The sequence below is a fragment of the Enterobacter sp. 200527-13 genome (assembly GCF_027924865.1).
GTDB lineage: Bacteria > Pseudomonadota > Gammaproteobacteria > Enterobacterales > Enterobacteriaceae > Enterobacter > Enterobacter ludwigii.
On record NZ_BSCM01000004.1, the window covers coordinates 75,708 to 98,285 of the forward strand.

The window sequence follows — 22,578 nt, forward strand, 5'->3', positions numbered from 1 at the left end:
CCTCATATTTATCACATTCACTGATATTATTGACAGCTCTTTAAATTCTTACGGGTCAGGTTACGGTCTATCAATCGACCTTTACCTGGAGTGTCATAACTTCCTCGGTGACCTTGCAAACCATGTAAATGTTCATCATAGCCGCTTGGATGATTAGCATTCTGGAGAAATACAATATTCCTTGGATCGCCTTGCCATTTTCCTCCTAAAACACCGTTCCCTTTCACACTATTGATATGATGGCCTGTATAGCCCATTTCGGACATAACCGACGATAATTGGCGATTATTTTTTGTACTTAGTATTACTTCGCGTTCAGCGGCCGTCCAGTCCCGGCTTCCTCCTCCAGCTGCAACCAGTTCTCTTTCTTCTCCCCATGCTCGGCTTATTGCTGTCGCCCTGGCGCCCGGCTGCGCGCTAAGAGTGGGATCTGGTTTGTAACGAACCAAATCTTGCGCAGAAAGTCCCCACGGATCAATCCACCCATACGGATTAGGCGCATACTGATAAAGGTTCCACCCACCATTCAGCCCAATAGGATCCTGGACAATAAACCGCCCAACCTGTGGGTCGTAGTAGCGGAACAGGTTAAAGTGTAGCCCCGTTTCACCGTCAGCATACTGCCCAGCATAACGAAGCGGCTGATGCGGCATCGCCATCGCCGTGCGCTGAACAAACTTTGTAGCCCCTACAGTCTGATAGCGGACTTCTCCAAAACTGCCATACTGGCCGCTCCAGCGCACCGCGCCACGTTCGTCAGTCACCTCCAGCGGCGCGCCGTTCAGGTCAGTACTAAACCAGTAAATCTCACCGCTGCTCTGGCTACGAAGATGGTCCACCCGTGCCAGCGGGCTCCAGGCTTCATTCGGGTCATAAACATAAGTGCTGCACATCCCGGTTTCCTGCTGCTCCTGCAGCAGGCGGTAGCCCTGCCACAGGAAGCGCGTCTCGGTGATGCCATGCGCCGTGGTGACGATTTTGCGCGTACGGCGGCCCAGCGCGTCATAATGATAGCGAGCCTCAAACCGTCCTTCCGGTCCGGTTCCCCGCGCGGACACCAGCCGGTTCTCGGCATCCCAAGCATAATGCTGTTCATACAGCCCATTGCGACGACTCACCAGGTTACCCCAGTGGTCGTATTTCATAAACAGCGCCTGCCAGTGCTGCAAGCGGTTATCGGTTACCGGCGCATCTTCATCGCTAGCTGCGAGGTTATCCGCAGCATCATAGCTGAAATGCGCGCTTTTATGCCCCAGGCGGGCTTCGTAGTGCTTCTGCAGACGCCCTTCTGCGTCGTAACCATAATTTACTTCGCCCCGCAAGGTGTCGCTGACACCCGAAAGCTCACCACGCGCGGTGTAACGATACAGGCGCTCGAGGAGCGACTGCTCCGGCAGGGTGACGTTCGTACTCAATTCGCTGCGCTGCATGGTTCGCCTGCCGAGGCTGTCATACCGGCGGAACTGCTCGCGCGCGCCCTGAGTGCGGCGAACTTCTCGGTGCAGGTGGTCGCGGGTAAACTCGGTCACTAGTTGCTGCCCGAAGCGGATGGCGCTGACGTGGCCGGAGCCGTAGTGCAGCCAGGACATCTTTTGTTCGCCGGGCAGCTTCAGGGTGGTCAGATTGCTCAGCGCATCCCATTCGTAGCCCACCTCGCCGTTGATGCCGGATTCGCTCAGCACGCGCCCGCCGGCATCGTGGCGGTAAGCGATCTCATCGCTTTCGATACCCAAAGCAACGCCTTCGGCCGTAGGCATGCGGCTGATGCGGGTGATTTGGCCACTCAGGTCGCGGAAGAAGCTATACTCCGCGTGGCGGTGAGTGCGCCCAAGCAGCAGCCCACTATCGTCATATCTGAACTGCTGGACGCGACGGGCGATGCCACCATCGGCGGCAGGCTGTCCGTTTTCTTCGAGCGCGCAGAGGAAACCCCGCGCGTCCCATTCCATATGGCGCACGATCTCGTCGGGGCGCCTTTCGCTGAGTGGGCGTCCCACGGCGTCATAAGTGAAGCGGTATTCCGCGCCGTTGCCGTTATCGAGTCGTAGCAGGTTACCGCGCGGGTCGTAGTCCCAGCGGCGCACGCGGCCAATTCGGTCGGTGAGGCTTATGGGGAGGCCGAGCGCGTTATATGCCCAGCTTACCTCGCTTTCCAGTGGGTCACGCCAGCCCGTGAGCTGGCCGCGTTCGTTCCACATCAGCGACTCGCGACTTCCGTCCGGGTGGATCACGGCACTCAGCAGCCCGGCACGGCTCCATTCCCGACGTGTAATATTCCCTTCCGCATCCTGACTGGTTATCAACTGTCCGAAACGGTCATATGTGAAGCTGGTCACGCTGCCGGAACAGTCGGTGCGTTGCATCAGCAGCCCCTGATGGTTCCAGACAAGATGCACCACGCCACCAATGGCATCGATGATGCTCTCCGGCAGCCTTTCTTCATCATCGGGATAGCGATACGCGGTGGCGTTACCGGCCGGATCCGTTTCCGACAGCAGGCGACCTCGGAAGTCATACATGGCCTGCAAGGATGTACCGTCCGGGTACACCGTCCGGGTGATACGGTCACTCAGACGATGCCAGTGATATTCCGTGCGGCGGCCAGCCGGGTCCGTCTCGCTGGTCATGCGTCCGTATTTATCCCACGTGCTGCGGCGCATCGCACCGCCGGGCAGAATGACGTCGCAAAGTTCGCCGTCGCGGTAGACAAACGTCGTCTGGCGGCCGTCGTAATCCGTGAAGCGTGCGACGTTATCATCGTCATCAATGAGCCAGTGCGCCTGCGCGCCGTCATCACGGATGGCCCGACGAATCCCACTCTCAAAATCATATTCGAACGTCAGTTGTTCGCCGCCGCTATGGCGGAAGCCGACCACGCGCGGCAGACCGTCAATCTCCCGCCAGCGGTATTCGCTCAGCAGTCCGTTGGGATCTTCATGGGCGCTCATCAGCCCGTCCTGCCAGCGGAAGCATCGGCGCACGCTGCCGCCCCGGCCGATCACGGAGACCAGTTGGCGCTGTTCATCATAAGCGTAACTGACCAGGCATATCTCGTCATCTAGCCAGGTGCTGGCGAGCCTGTCACCGTCGTAGCGGCAGACCACACGCTGGCCTGCGCTGTCGGTTAGTGCATGTAAGGTACTATCCGCATTCCACTCGAAAAGGATAGCGCTACCGCAGGGTTCGGAGATGCGCTGCAGCAGTGACGGGGCACCATCCTGCAGCGGTGCATAGTGCCAGCGCTCACCGCTGACGCCATACACCGACCAGCTGTCGTCCTGGTGATGTTCAAGCCAGTTTTTTTCACTTTCGCAGTAGGTTCGCAGCCCTTTAGGCACCCTCGGAAAGGTAATGTAATCGCCGGACGGTGCGCGCCATACCAGGCCGTCCTGATAATGCTCCAAACGGCTTTCCCAGAACAGGCTCCAGCCGCGACCAAGAACGCTGTCACTGGGGTTGCCGCTACGCCAGTAGCGCTGCCATCGCACGGGCAGACGCGAAGGCAGGACGAAATCCAGCTCATCATCCCCGCTGAGAAACTTCTGTCCACTGACGATATCCACTGGGCGGGCAATGATCCCCGCCGCGGCAACACCGGTCATAAGCGTGCCGGCACGGCAGGCGATACGGGCCAGTTTATTGATGCCGGGGATTTTACCCAGCAGCTTCGACAGTGCCCCAACTTTACCGGCCGCACCGCCCCAGCCGCCGAGCAGTCCGGCGAACAGCAGGGTAAGATCCGAGACTTTATACAGCCACTCGGGGACCTCAGACTGAATGGGCAGAGTTTGCTGCGGGTCACCTCCGATAATGACATTGTTTGAACCGGTCATCACCTTCGCATCGCAGGTGGTCCGATCTCCGATGCGCGCCGCAGGCATGTTATTGATAGAGACGCGCGAGGATCCTTCAGCCATCTGCTGCGAACCGTCGTCAGAACAATCGACGGTGCTGTCAGTGGCAATGCCGGCGGCTTTACCGTTGATAAAAACATTGTGCGAGCCGGAGGTTATGACGCCTTTTTTCGTCATACTCGATGCACCTGCATCCGCAATACTATCCCTGGCGGCGGTCGCCAACTCCCCGGTGTAATATCCGACAGCAAGGCTGGCACCAACAAGCAGGATGCCCACGCCAAGACAAGACGCACCAAGGCCAGCTATAAACATCGCGCCTGCCAGAATTCCCCCGGCTGCCGCAATCAGGCCGCCGACAATCGTTCCGGCAATCATCCCAGCCAGTGCACCGGAGTGCCCGATATCATCATCAACGCGCGCAGCTTCAAACATAACAACTGTCCCTGATGTTAATTGTGGAAGCGAAAGCTCCTGAGAAGACCACCTAGCAGTGTGCTGTCAGCATCACTCAGTGTGCGAGAACAGGTCATGGTAAAAACCAACACCTTATCAGTGTTGGCATTAAATACGGCCTGCTGCTGCCAGATGCGTTTACCGTCGCGCAGGTAGCTGGCATGGACGATTTCACCCTGTAAAAGGTTATCGCCCAGTGTTACAGCGTTGCGCGCGCTCTGTTTCCAGCCCTTGAGGTGTTTTTCCATCAGGGCTAACTGGCGATCGATATAGGCTGCAAGCGCTTCGCCGGGATTGAGGGTATCGCGGGAGATATTGAATGCCGGAGCTTCAGCAACTGGCGGAACGAAAACATTGACGGTACGATCCTGATAACCATCAGGAAAATTTATGAGTCCTTCATTAAAAAGACATTGCGGAGAATGTTCTGACATTGAGCGGGTCCCACCACATTTTTTCAGAAGCGGTAAGTTTCGCATAACAGCATCGTAAGTGGCTACTCCCTTTTAGTTCAGAGAATCCCCGTCACCAGACCGCTGAAGCCATTGCCCATACCGGAGAAGCCGACGAGGGAGGGTTACTGGTATGCAGCAAAAGTCCAACAAAAATCTGGCACAGTTTAAGAACCACTCCTATAACGCATTCAGTTCAGTAATATCAAACTCAGCCGCCCACTCTCAACTCAAAAGTCTCTCCACGCCAGCACATTTCAAGCCAGCATCTGCATGTTCGTACAGTTCCTCAAAGTTACACTCCAGCACTTGCATCCTATCTCATACGCATTTGGCGTACATGCAGTAGCTTGAGTGAGTCTTCTTTCGTAGAAGGATTCGGGGCGCTTCAATCACCTCGCTCAGCAAAACAATTCATATACGCAGTGAGCTGTTTTATCCGCGCTATTTGTGCCAACTTTGCTACATAGTTTCTCGTGTACTCAGCTCGCGGCAATACACGTTTTGTTACGGGGTCTGGTTCATTGTAAGTCATCAAATTTTCCACTCACATCCATCTTGTGTTAATGGTAGAGCAGACCAGCTCCCCCCACTTAACCACCGGAACGCTATAATCTGGGCGAATACTCCTGGGGCCCGGTATAGCTCGCACCTCTTGTGGAAAATACCAACTATTAAAATTCTTATTCGGGAACGTATCGTAATGGAAGATATACCAGCCAAACAGAGCAGCCATCCGTGCAAAGGCAAGCTATTTAGCCACTGATAGTTCTAACCTTGTATTCAGATACTGCAAAAACCCGGAGTTCGCAACCCCAGTCAGGATGTCTGCAATCTGCAATCTGCAATCTGCAATCTGCAATCCTAGATAGTACTTTGAGTCGTACATTGTCACCGACTTCATCAACAACTTCAGCAGGGTTATATCAATTAGCGAGACTTATCAGGATCCATAAACCCAATGGGAACGAGGCCGAACCGTTGGCAACGCTTGCATATGGTCTGCAAGTACCGTGTACACCATAAACCTGTTTATTTCCTGCGGCATCTCGCGGCGATCGAGCAAGGGAATCGGGATAAAATGCACTTCACTAAAAGTCTTCAGGATGATGCTGTAGGTGGTTTTTGTTGGTTACCAGAGTGTCGCAGAAAGAATGTTGAAATAACTAGCAGCCCATCGCTATGCTCCCGACTACTCCATACCAACCACACGACAGTCGCGGCGATCGTGCAATGTGTAGTTACGGCGGTATCTGCATTAGCGGAGAAAATTAACTATCTGATAAACAATAATCTTATTTATCAGTAATCTGGAGCGGGCGAAGGGAATAGAACAGAGATTAACAACCAAACAATTTCAAGACGTTAAAAAACAACAAAACAAACCCTATACACATTGCTATACAAAATTCGCTTCGCTTCATTTCAGCAACAAACCACACAAGTTGGATGACCAAATCAGGAAGCCAACTACCGACCGTCTTATTCTACATCAAGTTTAGGATGGTAGTGCCCCCGGATAGTGCCGGGCGATAATGTCATTCAGCTTATCGACCAGCTCTGGCCGATTAAAGGTGATATGCGCCGTTCCCTTCTGAAAGTATTTGATTGTAAACATCTCATCCTCATAACGATTGCTGTGCCGATTAGCATGGATATGGTCTGCAAGACGACGGGTAATGTCAGCGCGGTTATCGGGAGCCGGCTTCCCATCCAGAAGCATCAGCATACGCTCAAGATCCGCCAGACGGTCACGCTGCCATCCCCAGTTAAGTCCAAATCCCCATCGGTCATATTTGACCAGTCCCGTCACGATGATTTTTGTGCCAAACTTGCAGGGCGAGTTCGTCTGATAGTCCCACGATAAGCTTTTGAACACATTTATAACGCCCCGCTCAAACACCTCGCCTTTATTCAGGTGTAATTGCTCAAAGGTACTAAGAATATTGTCTTCAGAGATCTCCGGGATATCGTCTTTCTCAAGGCTTTTATACCACTCGTCGCGGGCCTGGGCATCCATGAGGCTCAGCATACCGGACTGATTCATCAGATCACGCCAGATGCTGCGATCGATGTTGCGTGTAATGGCTTTCATCGCCGCTTCTCTTTTCTCCATCAGCCAGCAACTACAGCGGAAATCCTGCTTCATAGCCCAGTCCAGAGCACTTTTGCCCCCGATACTGTTGGTCAGCATCGAGATATCGTCAAGTTGCTGTATCACCATCTCAATCTGTGCCAGTGCGGTGTTACGTCCCGTCACGATGCGTTCAATGCTGGTGGAGCAAATCACATCTGTATGGTCGGTCAAAACTTCAGGTTCGGTGAGGGTAAAGTCTGACATCATTTCTCCCTTTATATAAAGCAAAACGCCAGCCGGTAAGGGCTGGCGCTTATGCATGTACGCTGAGTATGGTTCGGTGGCTAATCTGTCCTGGACTGTTGCAGAAGCAGCAGATGGCGGAGATCGTGAACGTCCTGTAGTGCCTGTTCAATCCAGGGCAGCAGTGCTGCTGAACTGGTATTGTCTTCGTTGTTGTCGAAGATGATCTCCGTACCGCAATTGATATTGTCCTGCAGCCAGTCAATCATAATGTTGAGAGCGACTTCAGTGGTTAATTCTGGCATCAGAACGCCTTGTGATGATTGAGACTGGGTTACCAGTCAAAGGTGGCAAAGCCAGGTAACAGCTCACCAGAGGCATCAAGGTGGATGATGCCAACGGAGTAACGACGCATAAGTGTTACCACCAGACGACGACAGGCCCTGGATAACCCCATTCGTTTCAGCTCGAGTACCGGGTATAAGCGGGCGTTGAGCCTGAGCAGCCAGCCGTAGCCGGTGTACAGTATCCAGTCGCTGTTGCTGCCGTCGTGATACTGGAGAGACATCTGGTCCAGGACAGTATTATCCTCGCTGGTGATATGTGCGGTACTGCACTGGATACCGTTAACGCGAGCAACAGACGGAAGCGGATCTTCAACGACCAGTTTTCCTGGGGCATCAGCAACACGAAGCGAATAACCGTTGTCACAGACCACATTGATCAGGTCAGCCAGTTCAATCCCGTCAATATCCACGGCGATCCGGCCCATGTTGAGGGCCAGTATAGTGACGGTATCGGCTTCTACCGTCAGGGACAGCTTCATGGTTGCACCTCTCGGTATTTGCCGGTGGTGATATCGCTCACCACTTTGTACCCGTTGCGGGTCATCAGCCCGGTTGCTTTCCGTGCCCGGAGAATATCGATACTGCTGATAAGTGGTGACTGTGTTTTCGCGCTGAAGCCGTGACGATCGGTGCGTACCAGATCGTACTTCTCCACGATAAAGTTCACCGCGTCGCACAGTGAGATCCCGGCGTTGATGTGGTCCTGGATCACGCCGTCGTCGCCAAACGGCGTGTCGTTCAGCGTCAGGCCGTAGTGGTGGTCCAGCAGGTGGCTCAGGAGGCGCTGCCATACGGCAACAGGTGACAGTCGTAACTGTGCCGCCCGTTTCGGGAATATCGGTAAGGTTCTCATTGCAGGTTCTCTTTGTGGGTTGGTGGAACTCAGGTGGGATTTACGCGGTTGTTGCTGGCGTTGGATAAATCGCTATATAGAGATAGCCGCAACTGCCGAGGGTGTCGGCCTCACATACCAGACCTTTTGCATGCAGCGTGACGCAGTGCCGATGACGGGGATTAAGTTCACCGGAAATCAGCATCAACTCCATCTGCTTCAACAGTGCGGGAAACGCCTGGTCGAGATGGCGTAAATCTGCATCGCTGAACTGACCGGTGATGCTGGCGCGGTCAGCCAGGTAGTGCAGCCGGTTGCCCTCCTGGACCAGGCGTGCGCCAAAACTCGGGGTGATATCGCGCTGAAGACCCCAGCGCGGCGCGTTCATGTTGTCATTTGTGGCAGGGATATCAGGCATGGTTAAGCCTCGCTAAAAAGTGGATTAAGAGATATTTAAAGGGGATGCGGTCAGCCGAAACGCTGACCGCATCCGGTGAAGGTGTATTGACCGGAACGGATGGACTGGTCTGTTACGACATCAGAAGTCCGCCATTCGTAATCGCTTTCCAGCCAGCCATATAACCAGCGGGCCAGCTCCCGGATGGCTTCAGTTACCGCCGCCTCACTGTCTGCTGTCATGTCCTGCCCGGAGGGGCTGTGGTGTTCGACCGTAATGGTCATGCCGTTTTCATGGCAGTATCGTCCATGATGGCGGATACTGGCGCGAAGCTGGCCGTCGTTGTGTAACTGGATAGCCTGCAGTGAATCGGCTATTCGGTGAAGGTCTGCGTCTTCAGGATAGCGTTCCCTGAGTTGGTATACGGCCTGCTGCTGCCAGGTGTAATCGCCTTCAAAACAGGCTCCGTCCCCCTGATGGCAGAAGCCGCTGAACCAGATAGCGGGGTGCTGACGATTGCCGCCAGACCGGAGAAGCACCGTGTACGTCCTGATTTCCACACCGAGGATGCTGCAGATGTCGCGAAAATCGTCAAACACGGACTGATACCAGTCATCGTTCAGCGCCTGCTCACGATACCAGGTACGCGCCTTTTCACGGGCGGTGGCAGAGAGTTCATCCAGTGTATAGACGGTGATGGTGATAATGTTGCTCATGAGATTTTGCCTTTATCTGCGGTGATTCAGTTCAGCGTGACGCAACGCAGGGTGACATACGGGCCATTGCGCTCCTGACGGCGCTCTGCGAACACCGCCAGCACACCGCTGATGTCCTGCACTTCCTGCCTGGCGTAGTGGCAGACGCTGCCGGACCATTTGTATTTACCCGTGCAGAAGCGAAACAGCCGGGACTGCGGGTGCTGGCGGTATATCGTCATCGCCTGACGTTTGCTGATGATTTTCAAATTGTTAACTCCTGTTGTGCTACAGCCAGCCACGCTCTGCAAACGAGGTGATATCCATGCCGCCGATCACCAGATGGTCCAGCAAACGAATATCAACCAGGTCCAGCGCCTGCTGAATACGCGTAGTGACCTGACGGTCGGCATTGCTGGGTTCGGCGACCCCTGATGGGTGGCAGTGCGCCACAATGACAGCGGCGCAGTTATGCTTCAGCCCCGCTTTCACCACTTCTCGGGGATGGACCTGCGTATGGTTGATGGTGCCGGTGAAGAGTGTTTCGTGAGCTATCAGGCGATGCTGGTTATCGAGGAAGAGTGCGGTAAATTCTTCGCGCTCCAGTGAAGCGAGCTGCAGACGTAACCAGTCACGAACGGCATGGCTGGAGGTAAATGATGCGCCAGGTTCGCGTAACTGGCATTCCAGCAGGGTTAACGCTTCCCTGACCGTCTGCTGATCGGCTGGGGCCAGTTCACGGGCAAACAGCGGTAATTGTTGTTCCATAGTGACTGACCTCAGTCGATGATGTGCATGATGGCGCTGCATTCTGCGTGAGCCAGCGCGTAGTCCCGCAGACGGTAATAGTGCTCCGTCATGGCGTCGCATTCGGTGCGCATGGCGTGGTGACTGTAAGTCATCAGACAGACCGCTATCCCGGCAGCCTCGCTGCTGAGCTCACCGCCGTTACCATTCAGGGTGTTGAACAGCGACCATTGTTCATCGGTATCCTCATTCGCTTCCGGGGCCATAAACGCGCCGCCGTTGCTCAGCGTGTAAAACTGCCAGATGCCGCCGCTGTAGTCGGTGCAGAAGCGGTCCATCCACGCGAAGATATGTGGTTCGAGGGTGATCCACTGCGGGATGCTGCCGAAGTGCTGCGGCCAGAACCCCACACGCTGTTCATCTGCGACGAGCGTGGCGGTCAGCGCGGGTGCAGATCCTGTACTGGCAGATTGTGGCGGTAGCGGGAGAGCGTCGTTAAGGTTAATCATGTCAGTCATTTTAATTTTTCCTTGTTTATTTATGGGGTTGGGGATGCGGGTTTAGCAGGAGTGACGGGCAGGACTGCGCATATCCATCCTCATCACAGCGTGATGGCCAGTGGCCTTCAGGAAGACTTAACCGACAGAGGCTGAGTTCTCCGGGTCGGTAGAGAAGATGTGTGCACCAGGCGCACAGGTCGTCATCTGAGATGGAACGACAGCCCGGCAGATTCAGCAGGACGAACGGGTATGGCGTAACCTGATGACTGCCATCAGGGATGTGCGGCATTACTTCAGCGTCTCCAGAAGACTTTCCGCCATCACCCAGAGCGCCCTGTTTAACTTAACGTCGCCGTCGATGCCGTTAACCGCACGGGTATGGGTACGTTTGCCCTTCGCGGTACGACCAGGCAGACCGCCTTTCAGCAGGTTTTCCTGGCAACGATTGAAGACCGACCACAGATCATCCTTGCGATCTTCATAGCGTCGGGGTGTCAGTATCTGCGTGGCGGTTACAGGCTGGTGTTCTTCGCCAAAACGGTATGTCAGCGCCGCTTCTGCCAGGGCGTGTTGTGCTGGTGGGGGTAACAGTAGCGACTCCATCGCATCGCGCTTCTCTTCCACCCGGTCAAAGACGCCCAACACCTCATAAGCGCCTTCAATGACCTTCTCCGCCACATTGCCCCGGTGAGGAACCCTGATTTCGCCAAACGACTGCCCACAGACGAGGCTGTTGGTACAGACGCTTCGGAAGTATCCCGGCAAAAGCTGAAAGCTGGACTCGCCTCCATGGGAATTAAGAATAATGATTTCAGGAACATGCTGACCGTTTATCTGGCCCGCCCGACGCAAGCGGAGCAGGTGTTTGGTGTGTTCCCGGCGATCCGGGTCACGAACGCGTGACTGGCAGGCAAAGAACGGCTGGAATCCTTCTCGTTGCAGGTTCTCCAGCAGGGTAATCGTCGGGATGTAGCTGTAACGCTCAGAGCGGGAGCCGTGCTTGTCTTCGCCGAACACGCTGGGAACATGCTGCATCAGTTCTTCACGGGTTAAGGGGCGGTCGCGGCGTATCTGGTTTGTCCGCCCGAAGCGGCTGGCTAATCGCATGGTTAATTTCCTTCGTTGGTTGATTTAACGGCATAAACAAAAAAGCCATGCTCCTGTGGGAGCATGGCCTGTTGGTGTGGTTTCTGGTGGGGTCAGTGGTGGGACGTCAGTGCCGGGGGAGCCCGTGACTGAGCAGATAGCGGTTAAGCCAATCCCCTGCGCTGGCTTCAAAATTCCACGCCCGCCAGATCAACTGGCCCTCACTGCTGCGGATGACAAGGCGAAAATGCGCCCCCTGGTCATCTTCAATAGTGACGTTCTGATACGCGGCTACCACGACACCGGCCTGTCTGCGGGTAAACGGGCCTTCTGGCAGCAACGGGCTGTCGGTGTTGTGCATCGTCATCTCCTGATGAATGGCATAAAACAAAATGCCCCGCTCAGTGAGCAGGGCATCAGTGGGTTAAGTGTGTGGCTATAAGCTGCAGTATCTGCTCCATCAGGGCCGTGATTAAGGCACCTGCGAGCAGGGGTGCCGCCTGTCTGGCGATGTAAATACTTTCTTCGTCATAGCCTTCTTCGCGGAAGTGGTCTTCCACAAACTGCTGCGCCCGGCTGCTGGCGCACCACGTCAGCACCTGACGCAGGGCGTTGAGCACCATTTTCAGTAATGTCATTGAGTCAAATCTCAGAGGGAGGAGCCGGATGAATCAGGGGCATATGGGAATGCCCCGGCCGGGTAAAGAAGAGACGGCGTATTAGTGCGGCGACGGAGATTCTGGTGGCACGGGGGCCTGACCATGAATAATCCGGTGTTTCGCCAGCGCCTGTGGCATGTCGTTGATGCAGTACGTGATGTAGAAAACGTTGAAAATGACGGTCCAGAACGCGTTCATCTTCAGGTCGAAACGGAAGGTGTTCAGCGCATAGTGACGCAGTGCGGCACGGGCCTTAAAGGCCCAGACGATGTACATCACACCACAGGCGAGCGACAGCAGGCCGCTTAAGGTCAGCAACGTATCGCTGCCCGTGTCGTAGCCTGCCAGGCCCGGTGAGGCCATCACGCCGAACTGTCGCCCGAGCCCAAAACAGACGGCGAGCCAGATAACGAAGATATCTCCGCTTAACGGGTAACCGGTGGTCTCGCTGATAATCTGCTGTTTCCGGTACAGCCAGAGCAGCGGCCAGATGCCGCAGGTGGCGACGGTGAGCAGTACAAAATGCAGGGTTGGGGTTGCCAGTCGCTGGCTGAGTGTCGAAATATCGGTCATTGAGATTTTCCTTGTTATACCGTGGGTTGATAAAAATGAGTGCGGGTGAATATGGGATTACGGCACGTCAAACTTCGCAACACAGCCGTTATCGCCGAACGCCGGTATCACCCCGGCAGCGCCATTCAGCGTGAAAACGGTCGGTTTTGCACCTGAGCCGGAGACGACCACGCGCTTGCCGGTACGAAGCTGGTTCCATGCCCACATGAGGTTGTCTTCCCCCACGTGAGAGTCGCTCTCGCTGATGTCGGCCTCTTCGGCATTATCGATTTTCATGGTCAGGGTCTGGCCGCTGTCCATGCTGACCTGATGGCCCCTCACGTCGGTGAAGATGATGGTGGCAGCCTGTGAACCCGAGCTGTCGCAGGCGAGATACAGCTGTGACTGTCCCTTGCTGAGGATGTTGTATTCTGCTGTGCCCTGTGCGAAGCCGCTGCTCCAGGCGTCGTGATTACCGAACGCCAGCGCCTGGCCGGAGACACAGAGCACGAGGGTAAGAGGAATGAAGGGTTTTAACGACATGATAATTTTCCTTAAGTAAACAAGAGAAATACCGCATTGAGATGGTCTGATGAGGATGTGCGTCATACCTTAAACGTGCTAAGGACATCGCTGATAAAGCGAAAATGGGGAAGTGCACTGATAAAGCTCTCTTCGGTGATAAGCGAACAAATGTCGCTCCGGCGACGGAAGGTCTGCACCGACGGTGAGACCGAGATAATTTCCTCCAGCCGGAATACCCGGAGGCTACCGTGCTGGCAGGCAACCAGATACCAGTGCTGGTGCCGGTAAATCAGACGGTATGGCTCCAGGGTATCGTGACGCACGCCGCCGACCAGCAGACAGACGACCTGATGGTGATGAATGGCTTCGGCCAGACGATGAAAGCTGTCCGCGTATGCCCACGATGGCGGTGAGTCGTGCCAGATAAAACAGGGCGAGGTGCCGGTTTCATTCATCAGCAGGTGCATCAGGCGTCGGCTCTGCGACGGGATGATGCGGGCGATACCGGTACTGCGGGCAAAGGACAATGCCCCAGGAGAATAATCACGCAAGGTGCTTTCGCTGATCCGGTACGTACCGTTCTCCCCGATAATATCGAGGTGGGCCAGCCGCTGATAAAAATCGCGGCGCAGGGTGCGCTGAGAAACGCCGAACTCCCCGGACAGCGTCTGCAGGTTCAGCGTTTCTCCGGCCATTAACCGGCTGATGATGACCGACAGTCTGACGGCCATCCGGTCATAGCGGTTCTCTTCATCTGCGCGTGGCATGAGCGCTCCATGTGAAAAACGGGTCGGTATTTCATGGGGTTATTATGCAGGAAGCGATGGACACGTTATGTCCATCGCGGGTAGTGGCGGTGAAGAAAAGTGGTCATTCAGCGCAAACAAAACCGGCGTATAAACAATGGGTTAACCGCCACGGTGAAAAATAAGACACTGAAATGACACATCCTGACGCTATGGAGGCCATTGTCTTTCGCCTGGCCGGGCGGTTTCTGCGCAGCCATTGCGCTGTCCGCCGGGTTCAGAAAAACCAGTGCCAGAGTACAGAGGCGGCATTAACAATGCCGTCGCGGATCGTTCCCAGCGCTTCCCGGACCGATTTTGGCAGTGGAATGGTGTCCACTATCCGGCTGAACAACTCACCCAGCAGCTCGCCAAAATCCTTCCGGGCGGTACTTTCTGCTTCCGTGGTCCTGTACTCTTCCCTGACCTGACGAAACACGCCGCTGCTGGCCTCCGGTGGCAGGGCGAATATCATGGTTTCGACCAGGCGGGCCAGGTTGTAGCCGGTTTTTGCCGACACCGCATGCACCGGATAAGGACAGGAGAACTGCCGTGAGACAGCAGCGCTTCGCGCAGTCAGCGTCAGCAACTGGCCTGTGGAGGGCTGACGCGCTTCCCTGTCCCATTCCAGCGACGGTTCCGCCTTATCGGCCTGGTTGATGATAAAGACAATACTGCCCGGCGAGACACCACATTTGAGCAGGAAACGGTGAAACACCTCATCGGTCGCACAGGCCCGGTCATCCGCTTTCATCACCCAGAGAATAAGATCCAGCTTCGTTAATTGCTCTTTATACAGCTGCCGGTATTCACGGTCATAGTCCAGAGATTCACCGGCACCGGGTAAATCGACCAGCGTCATGCTGCGCCCACCCACATCGAGCGTGAAGCGAAGCGGTTCGCGTGTACACCCCTGTACATCGCTGACCGGGCTGAGGGGCTGCTGAAAGAGGGCGTTGCAGAGAGAACTTTTTCCACTGCCTGTTTTACCCATGATGCCAATGACTGGCTCGTAATGGATGTGCTGTCGGATGCGGTTCAGTATTGTGCGGGAAAGTGTTTCGGGCAGGAGAGACAGCTGTTGCTTCAGGACATCAAGACCCTGTTCGGTTTTATCGGACACATTAACCTCCGTGAGTGAAATAACAAAATGGCAGCATTTCTGCTGCCGTTCTCACTTGAGTAATATAGGTCTGAAATTTTTTTGAATGTCATTTCTGGTCTATCTTGCTGTCTCCGCTCACTTTATTTTCAGCGCAGAACCCTTACTCACCACCACAGGTTTTCCGGTAATGGTCATTAATCAGCGTTTCCAGCATGTCGCTGATACGAACCCCGCTGCGTTCAGCCATAAAGTCCAGTCGGATTTTAGTTTCGTTCTTCAGGTACGTATTGAGTGCTTTTTTATCAGTACGGGACTGACGCAGTTTCTGCTGGTTCCAGGCCTTATTCAGATTCAGCAGAAACAGCCGTTTTGTATCCGGCGCATCGTCCCATAAATCCAGCGCAGCACGTAGCGCTAAATTGCGCTCAGAATGACTCAGTGGCGTGAGCCAGGTCGTTAATCCGGGCGTGGATAAACTCATATAGAGTCCGCCGATATTACCGACTTTCTCCTGCTGAACTTTTTGCAGGTTGTTCCAGGCCCATAATACCGCGACTTCTTCATCCGGCAGCCATTTTAACGGCAGCGGTTTGCTGTAAATGATTTTCCACCGGTCTTTCAGATTTTCCAGTATCTGTTTTTTAAGGTGAGTCACCGGTGGAGTGGAAATGTAGATGTTGTCAAAGAAGGCGATGAGAATATGCATTCTCTCCTGATGACTTGCCGGAGATAAACTCAGATTCATTCGCTGATACCAGTTTTTGCCGAACTCAGCATTTGCTGGCGGGTCAATGCCAAACTCATAATCCCCGGCCTTACAGATATACGCCCATAGCCAGAACGTGGCCCGCTCATCCTGACGAAGCCAGTCGAAATCTTCCAGAGGAAGAACATTTTCCTCCCGGCCTGTTTCCATTTCAGACAGCAATCTTGCCTGCTGGTTTTTATCCGGGATGGCCTGATTAATCAGCTGGTTTAACGCCTGTCGGCAGCTCTGTGCATCCTGCCTGGGAACATTGCTGGTGTTAATTCTGTTACTGGCATTCAACCATCCGGCATAAAACGCGCAAACTCTCAGGTCCCGACTCGTGATGAGTCCTCGCGTGCCATCATCATAATTTACAGCCATTATCAATACCCCATAAGCTAAACTACATAGTAGTGGTTGTTGTAGTGATTGTCGTGGTTACACAGTAGCATAATGGTGGTTTTTACGTCACTTAAAAACACATCTGGTAGTCATCGTGAAGTCCGTTAATGGTTTTATATTGGTTTGGATGCGGTTTTATCATGGTTTTATCGTCGTTGTTTTTATTGTTTCTGTCCTTTATGTTATCGTATTTCACGGCTTGTCTTATATGTTCCTTCATCTCAACGGGCTTATCTTACCCTTCAGCTTGCCCTCCTGCACGCTCTCGTTCTCATCCCCGTCATGATGCCTGGTTTGCTTCAGGAGACATTTCTTGCATCAGGTATGGTTGCCCATTGATATTTTCATTTCATTGCTCAGAAACAGGCATACGGTCTTCTGTGGTTAACGGTGATATGAGTATTCGCCCTGTTGAGTTCGTCTGATTTCATTGATTCTGTTTTCACACTTAACTGAGAATGATAATTCCAGAGTAACTTATACAGGGATTAATTGTAGATAAGCACTGTCTGGTGTGGCTATCTTCAATGTTTTCTCTGTGCTGAATGTGTTGGATTGGTATTAATATATTAAAGAAGGAGTGTTATAGGGCATTATCATTAATGGTATTAATATATTAAAGAAGGAGTGTTATAGGGCATTATCATTAATGGTATTAGCCAGGGATATGTCATCACCAGATGGGGTATGCCGAAGAGGGTATTATCACCTGAAGATAATCACTAAGAGGGGAGTACTATTGGATGGTATTCATTGACACGTTCACTCAATGTAGTGGCTCTTGAATGCTAAGTGTTCATTGAGGAACTGACATTAAGCAATGGGTATTTACATGAGTAGCCATTGAGTAATATGCACCAGAGTAAAAGTGAAAACGATTGATGTCAGTAATCTAATGATCACAACGACAGAACAGTAACGCTTAAGGTGAATGTCCATACCTGATAAGTGGCAGGTGATGATCAACGGTTCGCCATTAGATAAATATTTTCGTTCTTAACTGTAGCTCTGGAGTTTAATTGAATTGCAGTATCGCAACGATACTGGGGGATGCGCGTTAAATATTCAGTCAGCTAACTAACCTGTCGTGGTTTTATGAGTATTGCTCTGCCTGCCTGATATTAATCCTTACGATACCTGCCAGTTACAGATACTACGGTGAATGATTATCCCGCCTGAGTATTGATCGCGCGTGTAAACGGGGCATTATCCGTAGCTGGTGATAATAGCCATGATTGTATCGTAAGCAGAATAGCCTGTTTGTGGTGACATGGAGTGGGGTAATTATCCTGGTCATAATCGCAAGTTATTTAATAAGCAATTGAGGGTGGTGGTGTTTTATACCTCCATGGCTTCCTGTAAGCTCGTCTAACCGCATTGAATAACATGGTAGTGGAAATCTGCGGATGGGATGAATACGTCGCGCCTGATGTGTTACAGCGCGTTTTAGCAATAGTCTCGATAACGATTATTTAGCAGAATGATGCAATGGGGTAATAATATCGTTTGTAATTTACGTGTTCATGATTGCATGGTGGTTATGGTAGTCCCCATCGTGGACATAGCGACAGGAACGCCTGAGACATCTGACCAATTACCGACTGGCGATGGTAGCGTGTACAATGAGTGCTTATTTCTTCGCCAGCATAAAAAACAAGGCCACCAATGGACGCAGAGAAAATTCAGTCAGATATCGATGCCCTTTTGACGTACATGAACGACGATATGGAGAACCTCGGAGGCACGGTAAAAACAACTTACTTTGGGTTCGACGTAGACCAGAACGATCGTATTGCCATTGACCAGCAACTCCACTGGTCTGAAGAGTATTTATTCAAAATCATCAATATCTGCCATTCCCGTTCTCTTGTATGTAAGAGATCCGGTAACTTTGAATATGTTTCCCTGACAGAAGAGGGCCAGAGCCGTGCTATCTCAGTCAAACACGGGAAAAATCGCTCATATGAGCTGGGAGCCAGCATGCAAATCGCGACGCTAAATGTTCATGGGCCAGCACAGGTTGGTAGCGGAAATACGCAAAACATCCACAACGTATTTAACCAGTTGCTTCAGCAGATCGAGGCGTCTTCAGCTTCCGATGAAGAAAAGCAGGAGGCGAAAAGCCGTCTGGCTAAATTTCTGGAGCATCCTCTGGTTGGTTCTATTGTCGGTGGCCTCGCAGGTTCACTTCCAGGTCTGCTTGGATGATGGAAGATCTTAAAGAAACGATCCGGCTGCGTTGTTTATTCTGCCGCTCGGAGCAATTCGCCTTACCTTACGCGGATTACTCACCTCCTGGTCACAGTTTTGTCGTTTGTGCCAATTGCGGGAGGGAGAATGACGTCACATCTCTGCTCATCGTCGCGAAATCGAAAGGGATGGAAATAGCGAAAGCATATGCGAATGCAATGGTTGAACAGATGAAGAAGGATCTGGTTAACTCTTTTAAAAACAATAAATTTATTAAGATAAAGTGATCGACCACTACAGCATCGACGATTAACTTTTCAGGAAATACAGATGACCAGAGAAGCGATAACGCCATTAAATTACACATCCTCTGCGATTAACGATCTGAGGGAGCTGGAGCGTAACTGTCTGCATGAAGCGCCCTATACGGCTTACGTTCTGCGCAATGTGATACACCAGCTTGAGAACAGCGTTAAATTCATACTGCCAAACTGCGCTGATTTTATTGCTCCTGAAGATCTGCGGCAGACGCATCTGGATCTGGCTCGTTTGCCTTACCCGGTGGTCACGTTTGAAATCCCCTGGGAGAAAGATATCCCTCTGGAACAGTATTCTGATATGCCGGTCCTTCGTTCAACAAAGCGAATTGCGTTGTGCTGGGAAGCTGTGACGACGCTGGAGCCAGTGCCGGGTATTAACCATGTGCTGGAGCATTTTCCCGGTGGCGGTGTTTTCGTCTGTTCCATCTATTGGGTTGATGAGCAGAATCGCTGGCAGATGAACTACGGAGGGATGTTTTACCCTTACGACAACCAACTGAATAAAACCACAGACATGACTCAGCGTCCTCCGGCAACCAGACTGGCGGTTGAATCGCTGCAGGAAGCGGGACTGGTTAAAAAGACTCAGTTGAAGCAATTCAGGGCTGAGCCTTTTATCGCACTGCCTGAATTTGCTGAACGTGCAGAAGGTATGATCGGAAGTCGCGACAAGCTGATGGCCGACATCATGATAAATACGCGTGATGAGTTGCAGTCATTTATCAACGCCTGCAGTGTCCTGAACTGTACCAACGTTATCGTGGATACCCTCACTCCGGCCGACAGCAAAACGCCCAGGTTCGTTCGGGGCAAGCGAGTCAAAGCGCCAGAGTCAGTGATTAAACCGCGTTTTACCTACAAAGTTCTGCAGATTTCGGATGAGCAACGATCTGTGAGTGGAGGAACGGGGATATGTACGGGATCGCATACAAAGCGTATGCATCTGCGCAGAGGGCACATTCGCCGCCTGGGTGAGAGATTGATCTGGATACGTCCTTCGGTGATTAATTCTGGCTCAGCGCTGGGGGCCGTGATGAAAGATTACCAGTTAAACAAATCATCGGATTAACGAGCTCACTGAGGAAGGCACTATCGGTGGTCTTCCTCAGTGGTTTTCGGGTACAGGGTCTGATTAACGTCCTCTGAACGTTTCACCATACAGCACTGTAGCCCTGTTCTTTCAGTCGATGACGGGTACGCTTCACGTAGGCCGCGTCAATGAGCTCATCCGGCGGCAGATTGCGTGTGATATTACAAATCGTCGCCAGCGCAGCATCTGAGAGTTTAAACGTCCGTGGTAATGAGTAGTGGTAGCCTGTTTTTTGCTCGTTAATATCATCAAATAACTTCCTGAAAAAATCCGTCTGTGAAGGTCTGCGGGCGTTGATAATCGCCTCTGCCGCTTCATCCCTGAATGTTACCTCCACCTCTTCCATACCCAGTGAGCGAATGATCCCGGCAATATCAGGCCAGTAGCTATTATTGAAACTATTCAGTCGCTGCAATTCTGGCTTCAGATAAAACTGGTAATGACCGTTTCCCTCTCCGGCATCATCGATAAAATCCGTGAGTTTTAGCATACGGTCACATCCAAAGTGGCCGTTCTCGCATAGCTCTGTGCGTCGTTCCAGCATTTCAGCCAGTTGCATGCTCATGGTGCTGATACTGTCATTCAGGACTACAAGTTCCTGATGATCGGCCCGCAGTTTTGCAAAACGCGCATCGGTGCCAAAGCTGCCCGCATGGATAATCTGCTCGAGCAGCACCCACAGCTGTTGCCTGGAGAGGCTACTGGACGCTATCTCCCTGTATACTGACGCCATCTCATCATGACGTTCAATAAGCCGATGAAAAACAGGCCAGGTTGAGGGCCATATTGGATTGGCGGAATACTGCCAGTCGTGAAGTTTCTCTTCCAGCAGCGCCAGTGCGATCGCCGGTGCTTTATCCGCGTCAATAATCATCTTTAATCCCTCGTGGCTTATTCGTTCATGCCCATTGTTCACTGAAGCCCTTTACGTGTCGGTAACGTGAAGACTGTTTTTTCACAGCCTTCGGGGCACCCTGCGCCAGAACCCGTCGCTGTCATTACGCTATTCCCCCTGAAAGAACAGATTACGGTCGTATTGTCGTGTGCTCACTGAACTCTGCCGGATCGGCACTATCCCAGTCATCGGTAACGTTATTCCAGTCACAACTGAGTACCTTGCTGCTTTCTGCACAGTAAGGTTGTGAGTCCGTCGCGTGTTTTACGCTGACAAGACGACTGATGGGGTTGCTGTGCTCTGACGTACATCCGGCCAGCAATAACACGCTGATAAGTAACATTCGATAGTGAGCCATCGGGCACCCTCCTGTGCATTCTGTAACGTAGTATGCAAAGGGTGTTTCAACAGCATGCCAACAGTTCCGATTTTTCTGAATTCACCCGCCGTTGATGGAAATACGGGGTAGCCCGCTGAGAGTGAAAAGTATTTTTTAACGGCACCGGTAATGGTTATGAACACTAACCTACCGGAGTCCATTTCAATGAGTTACACCTGTGACCCTTACTGGCAGCAACGCATCGCCGATACCTTCAACTGTGCGCTGAATGCGTACACCCGCGTACTGGCCCTGCGTGTTGACCTCCGTCTGCCGGATACGCCAGCGGCCAGTGATGCGGCCGTTATCTCCCGCTTCACCGGTGCCCTGAAGTCCCGTATTGATGCCCTTCAGATGCGTCAACGTCGTGAGGGCAAACGCGTCTGGCCGACCACGCTGCGTTTTGTCTGGGCGCGGGAGTTTGGCGAAATCAAAGGGAAGAAGCATTACCACGCGGTACTGTTGCTGAACCGCGATACGTGGTGCGGACCGGGGGATTACAACGACCCGGAAACCCTCGCAGGCATCATTAAACAAGCGTGGTGCAGCGCCCTGAAGGTGGATGCCGGAGCTCATGCCGTTCTGGCCCGCTTCCCTAAGAGCCCGGTGTCCTGGCTGACGCGCGGCGATGATACTCAGCTGCAACAGGCGCTGGCACAGGCCGCTTATCTTGCCAAACGCGAAACCAAAGCGACCGGCGACGGTGAGCGTAACTTCGGTTGCAGCCGGGGCTGAGCGTACCCGCACGCTTAAATTCTGCCGGCCTGATGATACGGGGCCGGTAATTTTTAACAGGCAATCCCTATCCTCTGAGGCGAACCGGCATGTCCAGGATCCAGCGACACCGGACGTCTCCCGACAACCATTCCTCAGAGGGAGATAAATACCATGACCACACCGAATACGAATAACACCAGTACCGCAACCACCACACTGCTTTGCGCAGAAGACCCGCTCATCGACATGATGTTTATTACTACCTGTACGGGGATGTCGGATAAATGGTTTTATCAGCTGATTAGCGACGGCAAATTCCCGAAACCGATTAAATTAGGGCGCAGTTCCCGCTGGTTCAAAAGCGATGTGGAATCCTGGATGCAACAGCGCATTGCTGATTCCCGTGGCGCCTGAGCAGAGGGGATATCTGAATGGAAAAACGACGCCGTACTCAGCCATGGAAAATCCCTCCACGGTGGACGTGCCCCCGTTGCCGGCGACGGTACTGTGGTATCAAACCCTGTC

Annotated in this window: 27 protein-coding genes and 1 pseudogene; 5 read left to right on the plus strand and 23 right to left on the minus strand. The window is 52.9% G+C overall.

Going from position 1 to position 22,578, the window contains the following annotated elements; translation table 11 throughout:
• Positions 1-26 precede the first annotated feature (26 nt).
• From QMG44_RS15075 to QMG44_RS15175, 21 genes and pseudogenes are all read right to left on the minus strand, one after another.
• Positions 27-4,289 (minus strand): RHS repeat-associated core domain-containing protein, encoded by a 4,263-nt coding sequence (locus tag QMG44_RS15075; RefSeq protein WP_086532140.1) that lies wholly within the window; start codon positions 4,287-4,289, stop codon positions 27-29.
• Between the two features lie 17 nt (positions 4,290-4,306).
• Positions 4,307-4,744: a DcrB-related protein gene (locus tag QMG44_RS15080; protein ID WP_020883737.1), complete on the minus strand. Its 438-nt coding sequence runs from the start codon at positions 4,742-4,744 to the stop codon at positions 4,307-4,309.
• Positions 4,745-5,309: 565 nt separating this feature from the next.
• Positions 5,310-5,678: pseudogene (locus QMG44_RS15085) on the minus strand (hypothetical protein); the annotation flags it as partial.
• 582 nt (positions 5,679-6,260) lie between these two features.
• Positions 6,261-7,103, minus strand: a complete 843-nt coding sequence (locus QMG44_RS15090; protein ID WP_281853157.1) for a DUF4942 domain-containing protein — start codon at positions 7,101-7,103, stop codon at positions 6,261-6,263.
• Between the two features lie 80 nt (positions 7,104-7,183).
• Positions 7,184-7,387, minus strand: a complete 204-nt coding sequence (locus tag QMG44_RS15095; protein ID WP_281853158.1) for a hypothetical protein — start codon at positions 7,385-7,387, stop codon at positions 7,184-7,186.
• A gap of 29 nt (positions 7,388-7,416) precedes the next feature.
• Entirely contained in the window at positions 7,417-7,908 is a 492-nt protein-coding gene (locus QMG44_RS15100) for a DUF5983 family protein (protein WP_281853159.1), read from the minus strand.
• Entirely contained in the window at positions 7,905-8,282 is a 378-nt protein-coding gene (locus QMG44_RS15105) for a TA system toxin CbtA family protein (protein ID WP_281853160.1), read from the minus strand. Before QMG44_RS15105 ends, QMG44_RS15100 begins: the two co-directional genes overlap by 4 nt.
• Positions 8,283-8,322: 40 nt before the next feature.
• Positions 8,323-8,679 carry a type IV toxin-antitoxin system YeeU family antitoxin gene (locus QMG44_RS15110; RefSeq protein ID WP_281853161.1) on the minus strand — a complete coding sequence of 119 codons (357 nt, stop codon included), beginning with the start codon at positions 8,677-8,679 and terminating at the stop codon, positions 8,323-8,325.
• A gap of 50 nt (positions 8,680-8,729) precedes the next feature.
• Positions 8,730-9,374 (minus strand): antitoxin of toxin-antitoxin stability system, encoded by a 645-nt coding sequence (locus QMG44_RS15115; RefSeq protein ID WP_281853162.1) that lies wholly within the window; start codon positions 9,372-9,374, stop codon positions 8,730-8,732.
• 26 nt (positions 9,375-9,400) lie between these two features.
• A complete protein-coding gene (locus QMG44_RS15120; RefSeq protein ID WP_281853163.1) occupies positions 9,401-9,622 on the minus strand; it encodes a DUF987 domain-containing protein in 222 nt (73 codons plus the stop codon).
• A gap of 19 nt (positions 9,623-9,641) precedes the next feature.
• Entirely contained in the window at positions 9,642-10,121 is a 480-nt protein-coding gene (gene radC / locus QMG44_RS15125) for a DNA repair protein RadC (RefSeq protein WP_281853164.1), read from the minus strand.
• 11 nt (positions 10,122-10,132) lie between these two features.
• Positions 10,133-10,618, minus strand: coding sequence for an antirestriction protein (locus tag QMG44_RS15130; RefSeq protein WP_281853165.1), 486 nt, complete (start codon positions 10,616-10,618; stop codon positions 10,133-10,135).
• A 16-nt stretch (positions 10,619-10,634) separates the two neighbouring features.
• Positions 10,635-10,889: a hypothetical protein gene (locus QMG44_RS15135; RefSeq protein WP_281853166.1), complete on the minus strand. Its 255-nt coding sequence runs from the start codon at positions 10,887-10,889 to the stop codon at positions 10,635-10,637.
• The gene (locus QMG44_RS15140; RefSeq protein ID WP_281853167.1) at positions 10,889-11,707 is read right to left on the minus strand and encodes a DUF932 domain-containing protein; all 819 of its coding nucleotides are present in this window, start codon (positions 11,705-11,707) and stop codon (positions 10,889-10,891) included. The genes QMG44_RS15135 and QMG44_RS15140 overlap by 1 nt, the downstream gene beginning before the upstream one ends.
• A gap of 106 nt (positions 11,708-11,813) precedes the next feature.
• Positions 11,814-12,047: a DUF905 domain-containing protein gene (locus QMG44_RS15145; RefSeq protein ID WP_281853168.1), complete on the minus strand. Its 234-nt coding sequence runs from the start codon at positions 12,045-12,047 to the stop codon at positions 11,814-11,816.
• 55 nt (positions 12,048-12,102) lie between these two features.
• On the minus strand, positions 12,103-12,324 hold the full coding sequence (locus QMG44_RS15150; protein ID WP_281853169.1) for a hypothetical protein: 222 nt from the start codon (positions 12,322-12,324) through the stop codon (positions 12,103-12,105).
• 81 nt (positions 12,325-12,405) lie between these two features.
• Positions 12,406-12,918, minus strand: a complete 513-nt coding sequence (locus tag QMG44_RS15155; protein ID WP_281853170.1) for a DUF4234 domain-containing protein — start codon at positions 12,916-12,918, stop codon at positions 12,406-12,408.
• 57 nt (positions 12,919-12,975) lie between these two features.
• Positions 12,976-13,440, minus strand: coding sequence for a hypothetical protein (locus QMG44_RS15160; RefSeq protein ID WP_281853171.1), 465 nt, complete (start codon positions 13,438-13,440; stop codon positions 12,976-12,978).
• A 62-nt stretch (positions 13,441-13,502) separates the two neighbouring features.
• A complete protein-coding gene (locus tag QMG44_RS15165; protein ID WP_281853172.1) occupies positions 13,503-14,189 on the minus strand; it encodes a YafY family protein in 687 nt (228 codons plus the stop codon).
• 256 nt (positions 14,190-14,445) lie between these two features.
• Entirely contained in the window at positions 14,446-15,330 is an 885-nt protein-coding gene (locus QMG44_RS15170; RefSeq protein WP_281853173.1) for a GTPase family protein, read from the minus strand.
• 142 nt (positions 15,331-15,472) lie between these two features.
• Positions 15,473-16,441, minus strand: a complete 969-nt coding sequence (locus QMG44_RS15175; protein ID WP_281853174.1) for a hypothetical protein — start codon at positions 16,439-16,441, stop codon at positions 15,473-15,475.
• A gap of 1,686 nt (positions 16,442-18,127) precedes the next feature.
• Between QMG44_RS15175 and QMG44_RS15180 the strand changes: the two genes are divergently transcribed.
• Genes QMG44_RS15180 through QMG44_RS15190 form a run of 3 tightly spaced genes read left to right on the plus strand, consistent with a single transcriptional unit; the run spans position 18,128 to position 20,041 of the window.
• Entirely contained in the window at positions 18,128-18,670 is a 543-nt protein-coding gene (locus QMG44_RS15180) for a hypothetical protein (RefSeq protein ID WP_281853175.1), read from the plus strand.
• Positions 18,667-18,939 carry a hypothetical protein gene (locus QMG44_RS15185; RefSeq protein WP_281853176.1) on the plus strand — a complete coding sequence of 91 codons (273 nt, stop codon included), beginning with the start codon at positions 18,667-18,669 and terminating at the stop codon, positions 18,937-18,939. The genes QMG44_RS15180 and QMG44_RS15185 overlap by 4 nt, the downstream gene beginning before the upstream one ends.
• A 43-nt stretch (positions 18,940-18,982) precedes the next feature.
• Positions 18,983-20,041 carry a hypothetical protein gene (locus tag QMG44_RS15190; RefSeq protein WP_281853177.1) on the plus strand — a complete coding sequence of 353 codons (1,059 nt, stop codon included), beginning with the start codon at positions 18,983-18,985 and terminating at the stop codon, positions 20,039-20,041.
• 82 nt (positions 20,042-20,123) lie between these two features.
• On the opposite strand, the gene QMG44_RS15195 is transcribed toward QMG44_RS15190, so the two are convergent.
• Both QMG44_RS15195 and QMG44_RS15200 read right to left on the minus strand, forming a co-directional pair.
• Complete coding sequence (locus tag QMG44_RS15195) at positions 20,124-20,936, minus strand: hypothetical protein (protein WP_281853178.1); 813 nt, start codon at positions 20,934-20,936, stop codon at positions 20,124-20,126.
• Positions 20,937-21,087: 151 nt separating this feature from the next.
• Positions 21,088-21,315, minus strand: coding sequence for a hypothetical protein (locus tag QMG44_RS15200; RefSeq protein ID WP_281853179.1), 228 nt, complete (start codon positions 21,313-21,315; stop codon positions 21,088-21,090).
• A gap of 186 nt (positions 21,316-21,501) precedes the next feature.
• Between QMG44_RS15200 and QMG44_RS15205 the strand changes: the two genes are divergently transcribed.
• Both QMG44_RS15205 and QMG44_RS15210 read left to right on the plus strand, forming a co-directional pair.
• Positions 21,502-22,071 (plus strand): inovirus Gp2 family protein, encoded by a 570-nt coding sequence (locus QMG44_RS15205; RefSeq protein WP_281853206.1) that lies wholly within the window; start codon positions 21,502-21,504, stop codon positions 22,069-22,071.
• 153 nt (positions 22,072-22,224) lie between these two features.
• Positions 22,225-22,467 carry an AlpA family transcriptional regulator gene (locus QMG44_RS15210; protein WP_281853180.1) on the plus strand — a complete coding sequence of 81 codons (243 nt, stop codon included), beginning with the start codon at positions 22,225-22,227 and terminating at the stop codon, positions 22,465-22,467.
• Positions 22,468-22,578: the final 111 nt, after the last annotated feature.